The following is a 19,235-nucleotide window of genomic DNA, read 5'->3' on the forward strand; positions in this document are numbered from 1 at the left end:
CCAGGATCATTGCGCCCATATGCGTCACGCGGCGCCACTCATGGTTGGAGCGGGCGGCATCGGTTGTCGCAGGTGGACATCGGCAGCAGGCTCTATACTTTCCTCATCCAAGCCCGTGGATGTCGGCCGTGCCCATCATCTTCTGCCTGCTTGCCCTGTTGCTGCTGCCCCGCTACCTGGCCGCGGGAGAGACGGTGCTGCTCTACATGCCCGACGCCCCGCCGCTGACCCTGCACGAATATCAGGGTGGCTATGGCATGGTGGGTGATGTGGCGCTGGCGGCCATCGCCCGTAGTGGCCGGCTGAGCCAACTCATGGATGAGCCCTGGCCCAGAGCACAGGCCAGTGTCGCCGATGGCGAGGATCTGCTGATCATCCCGCTGTCGCGCACGCCGGATCGGGAAGAGCGCTATAGCTGGATCGCCCCGATCATGCCGCTGGAGCGGGCCTTCTTCAGCCTGGACACCCCCGTGCACAGCTTCGCCGAGGCCCGCCAGCGCTATAGCCGCATCGGCGTCGGCCTGGGCACGGCGCAGGTGGAGATACTGCGGCGCGAGGGCTTCGCGGACAGCCAGGTGGTGCAGCTCAAACTGGGCGAGAATCCGGCGCGCCTGCTGGAACTGGGACGCATCGATGCCTGGTTCACCGGCATACCGGAAGCGCTATACATCTGGAACAAATCCAGTGAACGCCAGAACGATCTGCAGATGAGCCCGGCGCTGGCAAGAACCGACCTCTACCTGGCCTGCTCCAGGCTGTGCGACCCGCAGCTAATCGCCGAACTGCGAACGGCAGTGCTGGAGCTGGAAGCGGAAGGCGTCAGCCAGCGCTTGCGCCAGGCCTATCTGCCTGCGCCCCTCTACCCCTAGATGCCGTGGCGCCCCGGATCTTCCGGGGGCTGCTCCTGCTCAATCTCCTCCAGCTTCAGCTCCCACTCACTGGCTGCTGCCGCTTTCGCAGGCGCCGCGGGTGCAGCGGCGACAGGCGCCGGCTTGGCATTGGCTGGATTGTCGCGGTGCAGCTTGAGCTTGAGGCGCACGTTGTTCGCCGAGTCGGCATTCTTCACCGCCTCTTCCTCGTCGATGGCACCTTCGTGCACCAGGTCGATCAACGCCTGATCGAAGGTCTGCATGCCCAGGTTCTTCGACTTCTCCATGATTTCCTTGAGCTCGGAGAACTCGTTGCGCTTGATCAGATCGCGCACCGTCGGCGTGCCCAGCATCACCTCCACGGCGGCGCGACGCTTGCCATCGGCGGTCTTGACCAGGCGCTGGGAGACGAACGCCTTGAGGTTGTTGCCCAGATCGTTGAGCAGTTGCGGACGACGTTCTTCGGGGAAGAAATTGATGATGCGATCCAGCGCCTGGTTGGCGTTGTTGGCATGCAGGGTGGAAATGGCCAGGTGGCCGGTGTCGGCGAAGGCCAGGGCGTGCTCCATGGTTTCGCGGTCACGGATCTCGCCGATCAGGATCACGTCCGGCGCCTGACGCAGGGTGTTCTTCAGCGCGGCATGGAAGCTGCGAGTGTCCACCCCAACTTCGCGCTGGTTGATGATCGACTTCTTGTGCCGGTGCACGTACTCCACCGGGTCTTCGATGGTGATGATATGGCCGCCGCTGTTGCGGTTGCGGTAGTCGATCAGCGCCGCCAGGGAGGTGGACTTGCCCGAGCCGGTGCCACCGACGAACAGTACCAGGCCACGCTTCTCCATCACCGTGCTGAGCAGCACTTCGGGCAGCTTGAGATCCTCGAAGCGCGGGATGTCCAGCTTGATGTTGCGCGCGACGATGGACACCTCGTTGCGCTGCTTGAAGATATTGATACGGAAACGCCCGACGCCCGGCAGCGAGATCGCCAGGTTCATCTCCAGCTCGCGCTCGAATTCCTCGCGTTGCGCACCGTCCATGATCGACTCGGCGATGGCCGCCACGTCGCCGGACTTCAAGGGCTCCTGGCTGAGCGCCTTGAGCACGCCATTGAACTTGGCGCAAGGCGGTGCGCCCGTGGAGAGGTACAGGTCGGAACCATCCTGAGTGGACAGCACCTTGAGCATTGCATGGAGATCCATGGCGGCATTCCCGTGAAGACAGTTGAATTACCATAGCCACGATTGACCGCCCGCTGAGTGGCGAGCCATGGCTGCAAACTGGCGTCATTCTGCTGGCGCAACGAATGCTGGCACAATACGCGCCCGGTGAATATGAGGACTGCATCAATGGCAAAGGCAATGGCCCGCCACATTCTGGTCAAGACCGAAGCGGAAGCCGCGGCGCTGAAAAAGCGCATCGCTGCCGGTGAGGCCTTCGATGTGCTGGCGCGCAAGCACTCCACCTGCCCCTCCGGCAAGAAAGGCGGCGACCTGGGCGAAGTGCGCCCCGGGCAGATGGTCCGCGCCGTGGATCAGGTGATCTTCAAGAAGGCCCTGCGCGAGGTGCACGGCCCGGTGAAGACGCAGTTCGGCTATCACCTGATCCAGGTGTTCTATCGCGACTGAAGGGCGCCTCTAAAAACTACCTGCGTTGCCATCGCTGCGTTAAAAACAGGCTGGAACGCCAGCCCGGTCAAATGCTCATTTACAGCTCGTAAACTGCGCTTTCTCGCCTGTTTTTGCCTTGCGCTGGCTGCCTCGCCTACGTTTTTAGAGGTGCCCTGAACGCAGCGGCACTGGCACATAGCCTTTATCGGCGCGTTATCATGCCGGCTCCCGCCAACGTGCGCTTTCCTCAGGAGCCGTGATGAACGCCAGCCGCCCCGCCGTTTTCGCCCGTGAGTGCGACCTGGTCATGAAGGGCGGCATCACCAGCGGCATCGTCTACCCCCTGGCCATCAGCGAGATCGCCAAGGCCTTTCGCCTGCGCAGCATCGGCGGCACCAGCGCCGGAGCGATCGCCGCCGCCGCCGCGGCCGCAGCGGAACTCGGTCGCCAACGCTTCCAGGCCGGTGAACTGAGCGAGGATCCACAGGGTTTTGCCGAGATCGAACGCCTACCCCAGCACCTGTGCCTGCTGGCAGCGAGCGGCCAGGGCACCAAGCTGCTGGCACTGTTCCGCCCGCAGTCCAGGCTCCGTGGCCTGTTCGACACCTTCACCGCCATGCTCGATGCCCGGCGCAAGCCCCTCGGCCTGCTGCGCGCCGTGCTACGTCATTACGGCTTGGCGGCAGTCCTCGGCGCCCTGCTCGGCGGCGGCCCGTTATGGCCGCTGGCATTCGGCGACCATGGCTGGCTGCTCTGGTTGTGGCTGCTGCTCAGCGCACTGGTCGGAGCCCTGGTGGCCGTCGCTATCTGCCTGCTGCGCCAGCTCGGCCGCGAACTGCCAGCCAATGGCTTCGGCCTGTGCAGCGGCATGTCCAGCTCGGACGACATCGCCCCAGGTGAAGCGCTGCCCCCCTGGCTGAGCGACTACCTCGACCGCCTCAGCGGCCAGCGCCAGGCCTGCGCGAACGAAGCCAAGGCAGTGCAGTGCACCCGTCCCCTGACCTTCGGTGACCTGCGCCGGCATGGCATCGATCTGCAGATGATGACCACCTGCGCCAGCATGGCCCGCCCCTTCCGCCTGCCCTTTGGCAACGACGGCCGGGTACGCGAGAACAACCAGTTCTATTTCTCCCGCTCGGAATTCGCTGCCCTCTTCCCCGCGCGTGTCGTCAACTGGATGTGCGCACGCCAGCGCCCGGAGCAGCAAGGCGAGCGCAGTGACGGCCTGTATCGCCTGCCGCTGCCGGACGACCTGCCCGTGGTGGTGGCGGTGCGCATGAGCCTGAGTTTTCCCTTGCTACTCAGTGCCGTGCCGCTGCATGCCGTGGACTACCGGCACAAAGACAAACCCATGGAGCGCTGCTGGTTCACCGATGGCGGTATCGCCTCGAACTTTCCCATTCACTTCTTCGACCAGGCCCTGCCGACCCGGCCCACCTTCGGCCTCGACCTGGGCAGCACCGAGGACGCCCGCAGCCAGCGCGTACACTTCCCCACGAGCAACAACGACGCACGCCTGTCCTACTGGCGGCGCTTCCCCGGCAGCGGCCTCGGCGCCCTGGGTGGTTTCCTGCGCATCGTGATGAACGTGGCCAAGGACTGGAACCACGAGACCCTGTCGTTGCTACCGGGGTTTCGCGACCGTATCGGCCTGATCCAGCTGACCCGCGAGGAAGGCGGCCTGAACCTGACCATGCCGCCCGAGCGCATCGCCCGCCTGACCGAATACGGCCGCCAGGCCGGCATCGAGTTCGTCCGTCGCTTCGGCGATCCGGCTTGCTGGCAGGCCGGCGCGCAGGCCACCAAGATGAACTGGGAGAACCACCAGAGCATTCGCCTGCGCCTGATGCTGGCTAGCGTCGCCGAGCAGCTCACCAGCCTGGAACGCGCCTGCAGCAGCCTGGCGCAGACGTCCGAGGACTATGCGCGCTTCTTCCGCGAGAAACACAGCTACGCACTGCAGGGCCTCGGCAACCTGGCTGCCAACGCTGACGGCCAGTACCCGAGCCAGGCGGCGCTGGCCCTGGCGCAACTGGATGCACTGCGCGAGCTGGCTAGGCTGATCGAGGCGCAAAGCCAACGCCGCCCTGCCCTGCATCCCGCCGAGGGCGCGCCGAAACCGACGCCGGAGCTGAAATTGCGTCCGCGTGTCTGAAGTACGTTTCTAGGAATCTAGGCGAGGCAGCCAGCGCAATACTGATGCTGGTTCTATGAAACACCGGAGCGATTCACGCCGGGCAGGCAAGTTTGTGTTTTGGTTTGTTGGTTGTTCGGGGATCTGTTCCGGATTGCCGCGTTTTTGTTGATGTTTTTGGTTTCGCCCTCCCGGGCGAGTCACTTTGCGGGCAAAGTAACCAAACCCTCCGCCCTGTCATCCGGCCCTGGCTGCGCCAGGGTTCGCTCACTCCATCGCCGCTCCAGAGGCCCGCCGCGGTGGGCCATCCCTGGCCCATCGTGGCTCTCGGCTTTGGCATCCTGCGTCGCTCTACCTCCTGCATCCATGCAGTCGTCGCGACATCCATGTCGCTCAACCTCTTCCACGACGATTCCGTTCGCCCTCCTGGGCGGGCTCTGCACGCGCCTGAAACTCCGGTAACTCTTTGGGACTCTGTGTGCTTGAACATGAGGTCAGCCTTAGGGCTGACCAGAATGCCGGCTGCAAGCCGGCAAGCTATTCAAGCGAATGAAACTACGCGAATGAAAGTTTTGGTTTAACTCGATGGTCCAGTCGCGATTTCACAACCACTAGAACACGCCGAGCATACTTTGGAATGCCCGTTCGTTCAGGCGCGCTAACTCCCCCTTCAGGAGGCCGAACGCAGGCATTGCGCAGGGGGCGAGCGGCATGGATGCCGCGAGAGGCGTAATGGGCCAGGGATGGCCCATGTACGCCGACCCCGGAGCGGTGCCGGAGTGAGGGAAGTCGAGCGCAGCATGACGGGGACGCCTAGTTCCGGATGGCGGGGGTGCGTTTCTTTTGCTTACTTTTCTTTGCGCTGGGCGGCATTCCGATTTCAAAGAAAAGTGAGTCGCCCGAGGGGGCGAAACCCGGAATATCTGAAGACACCCAAAGCGGCGTCCAGACGACAACACAAGCCAACACACAAACTTGCCAGTCCGCTATCAACCAAGCCCTCCCCCTAAAATCCGAAGAACCTGTTTTTAACGTTGCGATCACAACGACTGCATAGGGCAGGAAGCCCAAGCCGAGGCAGTGCTCAGAGGTGCTCTTGAAACTGCCCATCTACCCCACAAATCCCCTAGAATCGCCCGCTGCCTACGGGATGAATACCACGAGCCACCTTTACCCATGCCCACCATCACCCACGACATCGAGCGCTGCGCGCAGCAGCTACAGAGCGGCGAGCTGGTCGCCATGCCTACCGAAACCGTCTACGGCCTGGCCGCCGACGCCCGTAACGGCGACGCCGTGGCCAAGGTGTTCCAGCTCAAGCAGCGCCCGGACAGCAACCCGCTGATCGTCCACCTGGCCGATGCCAGCCAGGCCGTGAATTGGGCCAGCCAGATTCCGCCGCAGGCCCAGGCCCTGATGGAAGCCTTCTGGCCGGGGCCGCTGACCCTGGTGCTGCCGGCGCGCGACGAGGTGCTGCGCAGCGTCACCGCCGGGCAAGACAGCGTCGCCCTGCGCGTACCCGCCCACCCCGGCGCACGCGTCCTGCTCCAGGCCTTCGGCGGTGGGCTGGTGGCGCCCTCGGCCAATCGCTACATGTCCATCAGCCCCACCAGCGCAGCCCACGTTGCCCAGCAATTCTCAGACAGCGAGTTGCTGATCCTCGACGGCGGCCCCTGCCGGGTGGGCCTGGAATCGAGCATCGTCGCCCTGCTGCCCGGTGACGCCCCGCGCCTGCTGCGCCACGGCATGCTCGACCAGCAGCGCCTGCAGCAGGTGCTCGGGCAAGACCTGGAAACCCGCGACGGTGGCCTGCGTGCCCCAGGCCAGCACCGCCGCCACTATGCACCGGGCACCCAGGCCAGCACCTTCGTCGAGGTGCCCGAGGCGGCGCTGGATGCCCCCGACTGCGGCTGGATCTGGTGCGGTCAGGCGCGGCCGAGCCAAGGTCCTGCCATCGACCTCAGCGCCGACCCGGAACGCTACGCCGCCGGCCTGTATGCCGCCCTCTACCAGCTCGACGCCATGGCCCTGCGTCACCTGCATATCGCCCTGCCGCCAACGGGCGCGGCCTGGGCCGCGGTGCACGAGCGCCTGCAACGGGCCACCACCCAGTAATCCAGCCTGACGGCTCAGCCTGCCGTCAGCGGGCGCCAGCCCCGCGCATCGCGTAGCTGCAGAGGGGCGCCAGGCTGGTCATCCAGTTGCAGCAGATACAGCCAGGCGTTCTCCACCAGCTCACGCACCACCTGATGCTCGGCGATCACCTGATCGATCATCGCGCGCGGCGCAGCGATCACCACGCTCAGGCGTACTGGCCGATGCACCCAGCGCTGACCATCGTGCAGCGACTGCCGCGCCAGGCCGATGCGCAGGTCGCCGCCGTTGCCCTCGAACACGCCGATATGCCCGCCCACCACGTTGTGCAGCACCTTGTTGCCGCTGCCGAAGCGCAGGTTGTCGGTGGTCGAGGTCAGGTACTGCAGGTTGATCCAGTGCGTCACCAGCATGGGCGCGGTCATGATCTGCTCCAGCACCTTGCCGCCCTCGTCCGCACGCCAGTCGTAGTCATGCAGGAAGGCTCGGCCCTGCAGGTCGAGGCCGCGACTGCGCGCACGCGGCGCGACGATGAACGCGGCATTGCCGGCCAGGCCCCACTCCGGACGGGTCTGCGCCCAGTCATTGGCGCGTCGGCGCAGCGCCGTCAGCAGGCGTGCGGGGCGTTGGCCCAGGTGTTCGAGGCCAAGCTGGCTGGCGCGGCTCTGGCGTACCTTGACCGCAGCGGCATCCAGGGCTTCGCGCAGACGCTGCCAGTGCGCCGTGAAGGCTGACGGCAAGCGTTCGCTGGCGAACACCTGCACCTCGTCGGTGGTGGTGTTGTGCAAACCGGCCAGCACATGGCAGTCAGCCGGCAGCTCGATGCCCTGCGCGGCCAGCCCTTGGCGCACCTGCGGGTCATTGAGCAATTCGGCCAGCACGCGCGCATTGACCTCGCCGCTCTGGCCGCAGCAGGCGCCGCAATCCAGCCCGGCCGCCTGGGGGTTGTTGGCACTCTGGCTGCCATGGCCGAGCAACAGGATCAGCGGCGGAAAATCCCGCGTCAGGCTCATCGCCCGCAGAATGCGCGCCGCCAGTTGTACCCGCTGCTCATCGGCCAGGGGCGCCAGTACCGGTTGCAAGCGCTGCCATTCACTGGCCTTCAAGGCCACGCGCTCGGCCGGGGTATGGCCCCGCAGCAGCCCACCGGTGTGACCAAGCAGCGCGGCGGCATGCCCCAGGCCGATGGACTCGACCAGGGTGAAGGCCGAGGCCGGCAAACGCCCGAACAGGCGCCAGCCACCCTGGCGGCCCAAACGCGCCTGGCGCCGTCCAGCCAGCTTGGCGTCGCAGTCGGCATCGCCGCAACTGTCGCTGACCGCCAGTTGCGGCGCCAGCAAGCCCGGCAATTGCGGGCGCGTGGCCGCCGTGCCCAGCGGGGTATAGGCGATGGGCAGGCCGAAGAAGCCGGCGAAACCGCCGGTCTGCACCTGCGGGCAAACCGCTTCCAGGGCTCGCCGCAGCGGCTCGGAGCGCACGTCGATGCAGAAGTAGACCCTGGCCAGCGGAGCCTCTGCCGCGGGTACATGGGTGCTCAAGAGCTGCTGCAGGTGCTCCTGCCAGGCCAACTCCTCGGCACGCTGCCAGAGCTGCAGTGCCTGCCAGGTGGCTGATGGCCGGCGACCACGCGCCAGTTGCCAGGCCTGACGCCAGGCGCTCCAGCGGCTGCCGGCGCCGCGCTGGTGGTCGTCCACCAGCCATTCCCAGGACGCGCGTATGGCCAGCAGGTCGAGCAGCGTGGCATCGTCGCCACCGGACAGGCGCGCCTGCCAGCGCCGGTAGGCGCACCAGGAAGCCCAGCCCAGGCTGCGCAGCAGCAGGCAGTCGAACCATTCATCCAGCTCGTCGACACCGAGCCCGAGGTGCTGCACCACGCTTTCCAGTGCCGCCTGTGGCTGTGGTGGCAGCTTGGCGATGCGCGCGCCCAGCTCAGGGCAGGCACTGAGCACGCTGAGGCCGCGGTCATCCTGCATGGCCTGGCGCCAGGCCTGGTACAGACCGTCCTGGCGATGCGGATGCCAGTCGGCCTGCGCCTCGTCGAACCAGGCGGCGCAGCACTGGCCGATCTGTTGGGTGATCAGCGTCGGCCAGCCCGGCAAGGCGATCTCGGCGTCGGTCATGTCCTCCAGCAGCGGCAGGCTGCGAGCTTCCTCGTGGACTGCGTGCAAGGCCTGCAACAGATCCGCGACCGTCAGGCCCTGGGGGTTGTCGGCCAGCACCTGCTGCAGATGACGTTCGCCGATCTGCCCATTGGCCCAGGCCTGGCTATAGTCCTCGGGCTTCAGGGTCAGGCGACTGCCTACACGGCGCCAGAGCTGCTCGGCCACCTCGCCCCAGTGCTGCTGGCGCCGCTCCCACAGGGGGCTGACGGCGATCATGCGATCCAGCGGCCAGGTCGGGGCGATACGCTCGCAGGCCCGGTTGGCAGCGGCATGCAGGGTGTCGCGGTCGATCACGGCGAAATATTCGATGGCGGTCATGGGCGCTCTCCGTTGACGGATACGGTGGCTTGCGGCGGGCGTACCGGCCACAGGCGAAAGGTCAGGCGGGTGAAATGTTCATCGAGGAAGAAGCCGGCGAATGCGGCCGGATACAGGCGCCGCGCCAGCGCCCCTTGCGGCCTCGCGACTATCCAGGCCTGCAGCAGGTAGAGGGCGAGGAACAAGCCCAGGGCCAACAGGCTCAGGGCCAGCGGCGCACCTGGCAGTTGCGGGCCTAGGTCAAGAATCCAGCTCGCCGCCAGGTGCCAGAGCAGGTACAGGCCCATCAGTGCCACCAGCATCGACCCGGCATGCAGCGCATGGCCACGGCGCAGGCACCAGGGGGCCAGGCCCACGGCGAGAATGATCAGCGCCTCCAGCGGCAGCGGGTGCGCCGGCACGAAATGCCGCCATGCCTGATCGAGCCCGATCACGGCCAGCGCTGCCAGCACCAGCGCCAGCAGCAAGGCAGCCAGGCCCGGCGCCGGGCGAGACGGCTGCAGCGCCTGCTGACGCACCTGCAGCACCGTCTCGCCGGAGGCCAGGAAGGCATGCGCCTTGTACAGCGAGTGTGCCAGCAGGTGTACCAACGCCAGTTCGTAGAGGCCCAAACCGCATTCCAGCAGCATGAAGCCCATCTGCGCGCAGGTCGACCAGGCCAGACGCACCTTGATGCTGATGCGGGTCATCATCACCAGCGCCGCGAGCACGGCGGTCAGGCCGCCGATCAGTACCAGCAGCGTCTGTGCCAGCGGCACGGCCGAAAGCAAGGGAGCGAAACGCAGCAGGACGAAGCCACCCAGGTTGACCACCCCGGCATGCAACAAGGCGGATACCGGCGTCGGCGCCTCCATCACCTGGATCAGCCAGCCATGCACCGGCAACTGCGCGGACTTGAGGATCACCGCCAGCACCAGCAGCACGGTCGCCAGTTGCACATCCCAATCCAGAGTGCCGTCCGGCTGCAGGTGCGCCGTCACCTGTTCGAGAATCGCCGCCATTTCACTGCTGCCCGCTGCCCGTACCAGCAGCACGCTGGCCAGCAGCAGGCAGACATCGGCCAGGCGGCTGGCGAGGAATTTCTTGTGCGCCGCCACCTGCGCCTGAGGCCGCTCGGGGTAGAAGGTCAGCAGTTGATGCAGGCACAGGCTGGAGACGATCCAGGCCGCCACCAGCAGGTACAGATCGCGGCTGGTCACCACCATGGCCACGGCTGCCAGGGTGCCCAGCAGCGCCAGCAGATAGCGACGCTGACCGGGTTCACCTTGCAGGTAGCGAGCGGAGAACTCGATGATCACCCAGGCCAGCAGGCTGATCAGCGTGGCCATGGCCAGCCCCAGGCGGTCGGCGGGCTGGTCATCGAGTCCAGCCTGTAACAGCGCGGCCAGTACCAGTGCGAAGCCTGCCGCACCGGCCAGACGCCCCGGCAGCCACAGACGGCTGCCCTGCCGTTGCGGCCACAGTGCCACGGGCAGCAGCGCCAGGGCGTACAACCAGGGCAGCCAGGTGGCCAGTTCAGAATAAAGCGGGAGCATGAGCAATCTCCGAAGCGAGAAGATGGCTCTAGTCTCCGTTAGCGCTTTATTTATTTAAAATAGATTGATAAGAATTGAACATTCTTTTTTAGAGAACAAAAGATGCGCCGCCTGAATTTCCATCACCTGCATTATTTCTGGGCCGTGGCCAAGGAAGGTAACCTGACCCGCGCCGCTCAATCCCTGCACGTCGCCCAGTCGGCGCTGTCGACGCAGATCCGCGCGCTCGAGGAGCAGCTCGGTCACGCCCTGTTCATCCGCTCCGGGCGCAACCTGCTGCTGACCGAAGCCGGGCAACTGGTGCTGGATTATGCCGACAGCATCTTCGCCCTCGGCAGCGAGCTGCAGATGACCCTGCAGGGCGCGCTGCAGGCCAACCAGCGGCTGCGCATCGGCGCCGTGGCCACGCTGTCGCGTAACTTTCAGGAGAACCTGCTGCGCCCCTTCCTCGGCCGCCGCGAACTGCGCGTCACCCTGGAATCCGGCAGCCTCGGGGAGTTGCTGGAGCGTCTGGCCCTGCACAAGCTGGACGTGGTGCTGAGCAACCAGGCGGTGAGCAGCGACGCCCAGCGCTCCTGGCGCTGCCGCTTACTGGATAGACAGAGCGTGTGCCTGGTCGGCCCGCCACGCAGCGCCAGCTTCGACCTGTACCGCGACCTGCAACAGGCGCGCCTGATCGTGCCGGGACGCAGCAGCGACATTCGCAGCCAGTTCGAGCTGTTCTGCGACAGCCATGGCCTGCGCCCGGACATCTGCGCCGAAGTGGACGACATGGCCATGCTGCGTCTGCTGGCCCGCGACTCCGGCGACATGGCGCTGTTACCGGCGGTGGTGGTGCAGGACGAGCTGCAGGCCGGGGTGCTGCAGCTCTATGCCGAGATTCCGGAGATCGCCGAGCAGTTCTTCGCCGTGACCCTGCAGCGGCATTTCAACCTGAGCATTCTCGACGAACTGCTGGGCTGAACGCTGCAACTCGCCGAGCGAAGCAGTTGCCCCACTACTGTTTCGTGAGCGCCTGATAGAACGCCCGCACATTGGCGAAGGCCTCGCCGAAATAGGCCTCGTAGCTGTGCCTCTCGACATAGCCCAGATGCGGCGTGCAGAGCACGCGCGGGTGAGTGAGCAGCGGATGGTCGGCCTGCAGGATCGGCTCCTGCTCGAATACGTCCAGCGCCGCCTGGCCGGGCCGACCACGTTCCAACGCTTCGAGCAGCGCCCCCGGTGCGATCAGCTCGGCGCGGCTGCTGTTGACCAGCAATGCATCAGGCTTCATCCGCGCCAGGTCGGCAGCGCTCACGCAATACCGCGTGGCCTCGACCAGACGCAGGTGCAGGCTGACGATATCGGCCTGCGCGAAGAAGGCCTCACGCGTCGGCGCGGCCTCATGACCATCGGCCACTGCCGCCTGGCGCGACGCCTCGCTGCCCCACACCAGCACCGGCATGTCGAAGGCCCGCGCATAGCGCGCCAGGCGCTGGCCGATCCTGCCGTAGCCCCAGATGCCCAGCGTCTGGCCGTACAGGCGTTGGCCCAGGTTGACCTGCCACTGCCCGGCGTACAGACCGTTCATGGCCTCACGCAACCCGCGCCGGGCATTGAGGATCAGCGCCCAAGTCAGCTCGGCGGCGGCAATCGGCGAGCCGGTGCCTTCGGCAACCGTCACACCACGCTCGCGACAGGCTTCCAGATCGAGATGCGGCCCTGCCCGCCCGGTCTGGCTGATCAGCTTGAGCCTGGGCAGGCGCTGCAACAGCGCGGCATCGAGGCGCGTGCGCTCACGGGTCAGCACCAGCGCGTCGGCCTCGGCGAAGCGCTCGGCCAGCACGTCCACGTCACTGACGGCATCGTGATACACGCGGACATCGAAGCCCTCCAGCAGGCTGAAACACTCGAGCCCCTGCACGACGCGCTGATAGTCATCGGGTATCACGATACGCATGCGACTTTCCTCTAGCGGTATCAGGCGGCGCTGGCGACGCCGGCCTTCTGCTCACGACGCGCACGCCAGGCACGCCAGAACGGCAGCACCACCATCACTGCCACCAGCGCCCAGACCACCCAGGTGATCGGGCTGGCGAAGAGGATACCGACATCACCGCTGGACAGCGACAGCGCCCGGCGCAGGTTCTGCTCCATCATCCCGCCCAGGATGAACCCCAGCAGAATCGCCGACAGGGGGAAATCCAGCTTGCGTAACACGTAGCCGAACAGACCGATGGCGATCATCAGATAGAGGTCGAAGGTGGTCGCGTGTACCGCGTACACGCCGATGGCAGTGATGATCGCCACCGCCGGCACCAGCGCCCAGTAAGGCACGGCGAGCACCTTGGTGAAGATCTTGATCATCGGCACGTTCATCACGATCAGCATGATGTTGGCGACGAACAGCGAGGCGATCAGGCCCCAGACGATGTCCGGCTGGTGCTGGAACAGCAACGGCCCCGGGGTGATGTTGTACAGCGTCAGGGCACCAAGCATCACCGCGGTGGTGCCCGAGCCCGGCACACCGAGGGTCAGCATCGGCACCATGGAACCGCAGGCGGCAGCGCTGTTGGCCGTTTCCGGTGCGGCCAGGCCGCGCAGGTCGCCATTGCCGAACCTGTTGTCCTTGACCGCCATGCGCTTCTCGCTCATGTACGACACCGCACTGGCCAGTGTTGCGCCGGCACCCGGCAACACGCCGAGGACGAAGCCGACCACACCACTGCGCAGGTTGGTAGCCAGCACGTAACCACCTTCTTTCAGGGTGAACAACATGCGGCCGCTGGCCTTGATCGCCTTCTGCCCGTGGTGGGTACGCTCGAGCAGCACCAGCAACTCACTGACCGAGAACAGCCCCAGCACCAGCACCACGAACTGAATCCCGTCGGCCAGCCCCAGGCTGCCGAAGGTGAAGCGATAGACGCCGCTGTTGGCGTCGATGCCCACGCATGACAACAGCAGGCCGATCAGCGCAGCCACGCCGGTCTTCAACGGTTTGCTGCCGGCCATCCCAGCCAGGCAGGTAATGGCAAAGACCATCAGCACGAAGTATTCGGCCGGGCCGAAGGCCACCGCCCATTTCGCCAGCAGGGGCGCGAACAGCACCACACCGACGGTGGCGATCAGACCACCGATGAACGAACTCCAGGCCGACAGCGACAGGGCCACGCCAGCCTGCCCCTGACGGGCTAGGGGGTAACCGTCCAGGGTGGTCATCACGGCGGACGCCTCACCCGGAATGTTGAGCAGGATCGAGGAGATACGGCCGCCGTACTCGCAGCCCAGATAGACCGCTGCGAGCAGGATCAACGCCGTTTCCGGCGGCAGGCCGAGGGCGAAGGCCACGGGAATCAGCAGCGCCACGCCGTTGATCGGGCCAAGCCCCGGCAGCAGGCCGACCACCGTCCCGATCAGGGTTCCGCACAAGGCGGTGAGCAGATTGTAAGGACTCAACGCCACGCCAAAGCCATGGCTGAGATAACCGAGCGTTTCCATGGGTCAGCTCTCCAGATTCGCGAGAATGCCGAGCGGTAGCGGTACCGCGAGGGCTTTGTCGAACAGCAGGTACAGGCCGATGGCGAGTACCACGCCACTGATCAGGCTGTGCGGCCAGCGCCCGCCATACAGGCGCGCCATGCCCATGCCGAACAGCAGGCTGGCGAGAATGAAGCCGAGGATCTCGAACAGCATGGCGTAACCGAGCATCAGGCCGAGGAAGGTCAGTGACTTGACCAGCACCGCCCGATTGAGCGGCGGCTCCTCGCCTTCGGCAGGCGCAGGCGGCTTGAGCAGCAGTTGCACGCAGCCGAGGGCGATCAGCAACAGCAGCAGCAATGGGAAGGCTTTCGGCCCGACCGGTTCATAGGAAAAAGGCGCGCTGTAGCCCCAGGCCAGAACGGCCAGCACACAGCAAAGCAGCAAGGTGACCCCTGCAAAGATACGATCATGCATGGTGTTGCTCCGCAGCGATGCGCCGCCCGCAGACGGCGCATGGGACTATCACTCAACCAGGCCGAATTCTTCGCCCAGCTTGCGGTATTCCTGTACCTGTGCCTTGACCAGCTTCTCCAGCGCCGGGCCGGTCACGTAGTCGGGCAACACGTCACGATCGACCAGATAGTTCTGGAAGTCCTTGGAAGCGTTCAGCTTGTCGAACTGCGCGTGCCACCAGGCGACGTCTTCTTCCTTCACGTCCGGGCCGAGGAAGTAGCCACGAATCAGCGGCCATTGAATGTCGTAACCCTGCTCGCGAGCAGTGGGGATGGAGGCTAGATCGCCGTCCAGGCGCTTCTCGCTGAACACCGCCAGGGTACGAATCTTGTTGCCCTTCTGCGCACGGATCTCGCTGGCGCTGCCGGTGACCAGATCGACGTGCCCACCCATCAGCGCCATATAGTGCTCGGCTCCGCCCTCGAAGGCGGCGTAACGCAACTCACGCGGATCAACGCCAGCGGCACGGGCCAGCAGCGCGATCTTCACCCAGCCCTGGCCGCCGATGCTGCCGCCACCGCCCACGATGATGCTCTTGGGATCCTTCTTCAGCGCCTGCACCACGTCGTCGAGGTTCTTGTAGGGCGAGTCGTCGCGCACGGCCAGGGTGCCGTAGTCGTTGCCGATCACCGCCAGCCACTTCACCGCGTTCTCATCGAATCGGCCGTATTTACCCAAGGCCAGGTTGAGCAGCGAGGCGCCCGAGAAGGCCACCAGAGTGCCCGGCTCGGCACGGCGGTTGGCGGCGATGGAGTTGTAGGCCACGGCGCCGATGCCACCGGGCATGTAGGTCACGCGCATGGGCGACTCGAGCAGGCCTTCATCCTTGAAACCGGCCTGGGCCAGCTTGCAGGTCAGGTCGAAACCACCGCCCGGTTTGCTCGGGGCAATGCATTCCGGACGCGACGGCTCGTTGGCCAATGCGGAGGTACAGGCCAGCAGAGCGGCCAGGGAAAGCGGCAGGATACGGCGAATGGAACGGGTGATCATTGTGGGTTCCTCTTATTAGATTTGTCGGCAAGGGCGCTGGGTTACCACAGCGGCAGGATGTAGCTCAGGATCAGGCGATTCTCGTCCAGATCACGGACGAAGCTGGAGCGATAGGTGGCATTACGCCAGGTCAGGGTCAGGTTCTTCAGCGCTCCCTGGCCGAAGGTGTAGGCGATATCGGTATCACGCTCCCATTCCTGACCTTCGCCGGCGGCGAGGTCGACCTGATCGCCACGCACGTAGCGGGTCATGAGCCTCAGTCCGGGAACGCCGACGCTAGCGAAATCGAAGTCGTAGCGCAGTTGCCAGGAACGCTCATCCGGCCCGGCAAAATCGTTGATCTGCAGGAAGTTGGTCAGGTAGGGCGTGGCACCATCGACATAGGTGAAACCGTCGTCGCCGCGCATCTTCTGGTAGCCAAGCCCCAGTGCATGGCCGGCGAGGCTGTAGGTGAACATGGCGTTGAGCGCCTGGTTGTCGATCTTGCCGGCCCGCTCCTGCCCTGCCTCACCGTTGTTGAAGTAGCGCAGATCACTCTTGAGCTTGCCCGCAGGCAACGACAGCCTGTGCTGCAGCCCGGCGAAATGCTGGCGGTAGACATCGCTCAGTTCGGCATGGTGATAGCTGACCAGCAGTTGCGGAGTGAGCGCATAGTCGACACCGGCGAAGCGCAGTTCGTCACTTTCCGGGCTGCCACCGAAACGGCCGTTCTTGTTGTTCAGGGCCAGCCTCTCCGAGCCGGATGCATCTCGCTGCACCACCCGGTTGATCTCACCCAGGGTGAAGGTGGCACGCTCGAGATCCTTGCTCTGCAACTGCCAGCCTTCGTACACCTGCGGCAGCAGGCGCGAGTTGCTGAATTGCAGGTACGGCATCTTCGGCATCAGCGTACCGATACGTAGCTGGCTCTCGGCGAAACGCACCTTACCGGTCACGCCCAGCTTGCTGTAGTCGTCCTCGGGGCGATTCTTGCTGTCGCGCGGCAACAGGGCGGTGCCACTGCGATCCTTCGAGGAATCCAGCTTCAGGCCGAGCATGCCGATGGCGTCGACACCGAAGCCGACGGTGCCCTGGGTGAAACCGGACTGCAGATTGAGGATGAAGCCCTGCGCCCACTCCTCACGTTTGTTCTGCCCCGGGAACTGGCGGAAGTCACGGTTGAGGTAGAAGTTGCGCAGTTCCAGGCTGGCCTTGCTGTCCTCGATGAAGCCGGCCGCCTGCAGACTGGGCAGCGACAGTGCCGACACACCGCAGGTGGCCAGCGTCAGGAGGGTCTTTCTTGTCATTGTGATCAAGCCCTTGATGTGGTGGTGAGTGAAGCGGTGTCAGGTTCCCGTTCGGCGACTGAGCGGGATGTAAACCTCGCCGGAGAACAGCCGGCGTGCGGTGCGCACCAGCGAGGCGCGCATGTTCTGTGGCTGCCCGTCTGCTGCGGGCTGCAGGGAGACTTCGATCTGCCCGCCGGGATGTTCCAGGCGTACCAGCGCTTCGCCGGCGATGGGCGCGATGTCCTGGGCAACGCTGCCGGGCACCGCACAGGCTGTCGCCAGGCCGATGGCGCCGGTGGCGGCGACCGAACGGTGGCAGTTGTGCGGCATGAAATAGCGCACGCCGAGGGTGCCGCCATGGCGTGCCGGCGCCAGCAGCACCGGCTTGGGAATCACCATCTGCGAAACGTCACCCAGGCCCATGGCCAGACCAGCCTGCAGGCGGATGCGCTCCAGGCGCTGGAGGAATAGCGGATCGGCATCCAGTTCGGCCGGCGACTCGTAACCGGTCTTGCCCAGTGCCTCGGCATGCAGCAGCACCATCGGCATGGCCATGTCGATGCAGGTGGCCTCTACCCCGTCGAACTGGTCACGACTGCGGCCGGTGGGCAACAGGCTGCCGGTCTTGGCACCCGCGGCATTGAGGAAGGTCAGTTGAATCGGCGCGGCGGTGCCTGGCACTCCATCGATGGCAGTGTCGCCGTCGTAGCGCACGCGGCCACCGGGCGTCATCACGTCGGAGTCGACGAAGGTGTTGGTGTTGAGGTTGCGGATGCGCACGCGGGTCATCGGCGAGCTGGCGTTGACCAGGCCATGCTCGATGGCAAAGGGGCCGATGGCGCAGAGCATGTTGCCGCAGTTGGGGGCGGTGTCGACACGCCGCTGAGTGACCATGACCTGCACGAACAGGTAATCGACATCGGCATCCGGATGGGGTGAGCGGCTGACGATCGCCACCTTGCTGGTCTGCGGGCTGCCACCGCCGATGCCATCGATCTCCAGCTCATGGCCCGCCCCCATGAGATTGATCAGCAGCTCGTCGCGTTGCAGCGGGTCACTGGGCAAGTGATTGGCCAGGAATACCGGCCCTTTCGAGGTGCCGCCTCGCATGAGTACGCAAGGTACTGTCCGCATGATGCCTCCAACGCATTAAAAATGGTGATTGTTGCTTTGCGTTGATTATGAAGAGGCCAAGTTTCTTCTGTAAAATGCATATATTTCGATATTTATTCCTATACATGCATTAATGCATCAGCCAAGTGTTCTGACTTGCCAGCCACAAGCGAAATGACTAGGGTTCATTGGTAAATTTCAGGCAAAAATAAAGAAGACTAATAACGAGCACGCATGAATTACGAACTCCAGGATATCCGTGCTTTCGTGAAAATCGCCGAATTCGGCAACTTTCACGAAGCCGCCAACGCCATCCATCTGTCTCAGCCTGCGCTGACCCGGCGCATGCAGAAGCTCGAAGAGAGCCTGGGCACGCAATTGCTCGATCGCACCACCCGGCGCGTCAGCCTGACCGCCGTTGGCCGCGACTTCCTGCCCAAGGCGCAGCGCCTGCTGGACGATTTCGAGCGCTCCATCCTCGGCATTCGCGAGCTGGCCGAGCGCCAGTCCGGCCAGGTCACCCTGGCCTGCATCCCGACCGCCGCGTTCTACTTCCTGCCCACGGTGATTCGCGCCTTCAACCTGCAGTATCCGAAGATCCGCATCCGCATCCTCGACCTCAGCGCCCATGAAGGGCTGGAGGCGGTGATCCGTGGCGAAGCGGATTTCGGCATCAACATGCAGAGCGGCCAGAGTGCGGAAATCGACTTCACCCCGCTGGTCAACGAGCCCTTCGTACTGGCCTGCCGGCGCGACCACCCCCTGGCCAAACAGTCGGAAGTGGCCTGGCGCGAACTGAGCGACTATCGCCTGATCGGCGTCGGCCGCCTCAGCGGCAACCGGGTGCTGCTCGACCATGGCCTGGCCCATCTGGACTGGCGCCCGAGCTGGTTCTACGAGGTGCAGCACCTGTCGACCTCACTGGGCATGGTCGAAGCCGGCCTGGGCATCGCCGCCCTGCCTAGCCTGGCCATGCCCGCCGAGGATCATCCGATACTGGTCAGACGGCCGCTGGTCGATCCGGTGATCAGCCGTACCCTGGGCCTGGTACGGCGCCGTGGCTCGTCGCTGTCACCGGCGGCCGAACAGTTCGTCGAAACGCTACTCAGACAATGGCCTGGCTATACCTCACTGGGTACCGCCAGTGAATCGAGCGTCGGCAAAGCAGAGTAA

General features: G+C 65.1%; 15 protein-coding genes. 6 read left to right on the forward strand and 9 right to left on the reverse strand.

Going from position 1 to position 19,235, the window contains the following annotated elements:
- Nucleotides 1-119: 119 nt before the first annotated feature.
- Nucleotides 120-869, forward strand: a complete 750-nt coding sequence (locus tag OU800_RS13815; protein ID WP_268177867.1) for a substrate-binding periplasmic protein — start codon at nt 120-122, stop codon at nt 867-869.
- Here OU800_RS13815 and OU800_RS13820 read toward each other — a convergent pair.
- On the reverse strand, nt 866-2,068 hold the full coding sequence (locus OU800_RS13820; protein ID WP_268177868.1) for a PilT/PilU family type 4a pilus ATPase: 1,203 nt from the start codon (nt 2,066-2,068) through the stop codon (nt 866-868). The two genes, OU800_RS13815 and OU800_RS13820, sit on opposite strands and share 4 nt — an antisense overlap.
- A 147-nt stretch (nt 2,069-2,215) precedes the next feature.
- Here OU800_RS13820 and OU800_RS13825 point away from each other — a divergent pair, with 147 nt between their 5' ends.
- The 3 genes from OU800_RS13825 (at nt 2,216) to OU800_RS13835 (ending at nt 6,725) form a co-directional block, all read left to right on the forward strand.
- Nucleotides 2,216-2,494, forward strand: coding sequence for a peptidylprolyl isomerase (locus OU800_RS13825; protein WP_017362973.1), 279 nt, complete (start codon nt 2,216-2,218; stop codon nt 2,492-2,494).
- Nucleotides 2,495-2,735: 241 nt separating this feature from the next.
- The gene (locus OU800_RS13830) at nt 2,736-4,631 is read left to right on the forward strand and encodes a patatin-like phospholipase family protein (RefSeq protein WP_268177869.1); all 1,896 of its coding nucleotides are present in this window, start codon (nt 2,736-2,738) and stop codon (nt 4,629-4,631) included.
- 1,155 nt (nt 4,632-5,786) lie between these two features.
- Nucleotides 5,787-6,725 carry an L-threonylcarbamoyladenylate synthase gene (locus tag OU800_RS13835; protein WP_268177870.1) on the forward strand — a complete coding sequence of 313 codons (939 nt, stop codon included), beginning with the start codon at nt 5,787-5,789 and terminating at the stop codon, nt 6,723-6,725.
- Nucleotides 6,726-6,739: 14 nt separating this feature from the next.
- On the opposite strand, the gene OU800_RS13840 is transcribed toward OU800_RS13835, so the two are convergent.
- A complete protein-coding gene (locus tag OU800_RS13840; protein WP_268177871.1) occupies nt 6,740-9,184 on the reverse strand; it encodes a YbcC family protein in 2,445 nt (814 codons plus the stop codon).
- Nucleotides 9,181-10,719, reverse strand: a complete 1,539-nt coding sequence (locus OU800_RS13845; protein ID WP_268177872.1) for an NADH-quinone oxidoreductase subunit L — start codon at nt 10,717-10,719, stop codon at nt 9,181-9,183. The genes OU800_RS13840 and OU800_RS13845 overlap by 4 nt, the downstream gene beginning before the upstream one ends.
- 102 nt (nt 10,720-10,821) lie before the next feature.
- Here OU800_RS13845 and OU800_RS13850 point away from each other — a divergent pair, with 102 nt between their 5' ends.
- Nucleotides 10,822-11,682 carry a LysR family transcriptional regulator gene (locus OU800_RS13850; RefSeq protein ID WP_268177873.1) on the forward strand — a complete coding sequence of 287 codons (861 nt, stop codon included), beginning with the start codon at nt 10,822-10,824 and terminating at the stop codon, nt 11,680-11,682.
- Between the two features lie 34 nt (nt 11,683-11,716).
- Here the strand turns inward: OU800_RS13850 and OU800_RS13855 are convergent, their stop codons facing one another.
- The 6 genes from OU800_RS13855 to OU800_RS13880 are packed head-to-tail and all read right to left on the reverse strand — an operon-like array spanning nt 11,717 to nt 18,083.
- Nucleotides 11,717-12,658 carry a D-2-hydroxyacid dehydrogenase family protein gene (locus OU800_RS13855; RefSeq protein ID WP_268177874.1) on the reverse strand — a complete coding sequence of 314 codons (942 nt, stop codon included), beginning with the start codon at nt 12,656-12,658 and terminating at the stop codon, nt 11,717-11,719.
- 20 nt (nt 12,659-12,678) lie between these two features.
- Nucleotides 12,679-14,196: a tripartite tricarboxylate transporter permease gene (locus tag OU800_RS13860; protein ID WP_268177875.1), complete on the reverse strand. Its 1,518-nt coding sequence runs from the start codon at nt 14,194-14,196 to the stop codon at nt 12,679-12,681.
- 3 nt (nt 14,197-14,199) lie between these two features.
- The gene (locus OU800_RS13865) at nt 14,200-14,652 is read right to left on the reverse strand and encodes a tripartite tricarboxylate transporter TctB family protein (protein WP_268177876.1); all 453 of its coding nucleotides are present in this window, start codon (nt 14,650-14,652) and stop codon (nt 14,200-14,202) included.
- Between the two features lie 48 nt (nt 14,653-14,700).
- Complete coding sequence (locus tag OU800_RS13870; RefSeq protein WP_268177877.1) at nt 14,701-15,681, reverse strand: Bug family tripartite tricarboxylate transporter substrate binding protein; 981 nt, start codon at nt 15,679-15,681, stop codon at nt 14,701-14,703.
- Nucleotides 15,682-15,722: 41 nt separating this feature from the next.
- The gene (locus OU800_RS13875; protein WP_268177878.1) at nt 15,723-16,967 is read right to left on the reverse strand and encodes an OprD family porin; all 1,245 of its coding nucleotides are present in this window, start codon (nt 16,965-16,967) and stop codon (nt 15,723-15,725) included.
- 39 nt (nt 16,968-17,006) lie between these two features.
- Nucleotides 17,007-18,083: a 4-oxalomesaconate tautomerase gene (locus tag OU800_RS13880; RefSeq protein ID WP_268177879.1), complete on the reverse strand. Its 1,077-nt coding sequence runs from the start codon at nt 18,081-18,083 to the stop codon at nt 17,007-17,009.
- A gap of 213 nt (nt 18,084-18,296) precedes the next feature.
- On the opposite strand from OU800_RS13880, the gene OU800_RS13885 reads away from it, so the two are divergent.
- A complete protein-coding gene (locus OU800_RS13885; protein WP_268177880.1) occupies nt 18,297-19,235 on the forward strand; it encodes a LysR family transcriptional regulator in 939 nt (312 codons plus the stop codon).

Origin of the sequence: Pseudomonas sp. GOM7 (genome assembly GCF_026723825.1) — a bacterium.
Classification (GTDB): domain Bacteria; phylum Pseudomonadota; class Gammaproteobacteria; order Pseudomonadales; family Pseudomonadaceae; genus Aquipseudomonas.

What these genes read in the sequence shown, in the direction of transcription:
- OU800_RS13855 (WP_268177874.1), bottom strand. Translation starts at nt 12,658, where the DNA reads ATGCGTATCGTGATACCCGATGACTATCAGCGCGTCGTGCAGGGGCTC.
- OU800_RS13815 (WP_268177867.1), top strand. Translation starts at nt 120, where the DNA reads ATGTCGGCCGTGCCCATCATCTTCTGCCTGCTTGCCCTGTTGCTGCTG.
- OU800_RS13840 (WP_268177871.1), bottom strand. Translation starts at nt 9,184, where the DNA reads ATGACCGCCATCGAATATTTCGCCGTGATCGACCGCGACACCCTGCAT.
- OU800_RS13850 (WP_268177873.1), top strand. Translation starts at nt 10,822, where the DNA reads ATGCGCCGCCTGAATTTCCATCACCTGCATTATTTCTGGGCCGTGGCC.
- OU800_RS13830 (WP_268177869.1), top strand. Translation starts at nt 2,736, where the DNA reads ATGAACGCCAGCCGCCCCGCCGTTTTCGCCCGTGAGTGCGACCTGGTC.
- OU800_RS13825 (WP_017362973.1), top strand. Translation starts at nt 2,216, where the DNA reads ATGGCAAAGGCAATGGCCCGCCACATTCTGGTCAAGACCGAAGCGGAA.
- OU800_RS13820 (WP_268177868.1), bottom strand. Translation starts at nt 2,068, where the DNA reads ATGGATCTCCATGCAATGCTCAAGGTGCTGTCCACTCAGGATGGTTCC.
- OU800_RS13845 (WP_268177872.1), bottom strand. Translation starts at nt 10,719, where the DNA reads ATGCTCCCGCTTTATTCTGAACTGGCCACCTGGCTGCCCTGGTTGTAC.
- OU800_RS13885 (WP_268177880.1), top strand. Translation starts at nt 18,297, where the DNA reads ATGAATTACGAACTCCAGGATATCCGTGCTTTCGTGAAAATCGCCGAA.
- OU800_RS13870 (WP_268177877.1), bottom strand. Translation starts at nt 15,681, where the DNA reads ATGATCACCCGTTCCATTCGCCGTATCCTGCCGCTTTCCCTGGCCGCT.
- OU800_RS13865 (WP_268177876.1), bottom strand. Translation starts at nt 14,652, where the DNA reads ATGCATGATCGTATCTTTGCAGGGGTCACCTTGCTGCTTTGCTGTGTG.
- OU800_RS13875 (WP_268177878.1), bottom strand. Translation starts at nt 16,967, where the DNA reads ATGACAAGAAAGACCCTCCTGACGCTGGCCACCTGCGGTGTGTCGGCA.
- OU800_RS13835 (WP_268177870.1), top strand. Translation starts at nt 5,787, where the DNA reads ATGCCCACCATCACCCACGACATCGAGCGCTGCGCGCAGCAGCTACAG.
- OU800_RS13880 (WP_268177879.1), bottom strand. Translation starts at nt 18,083, where the DNA reads ATGCGGACAGTACCTTGCGTACTCATGCGAGGCGGCACCTCGAAAGGG.
- OU800_RS13860 (WP_268177875.1), bottom strand. Translation starts at nt 14,196, where the DNA reads ATGGAAACGCTCGGTTATCTCAGCCATGGCTTTGGCGTGGCGTTGAGT.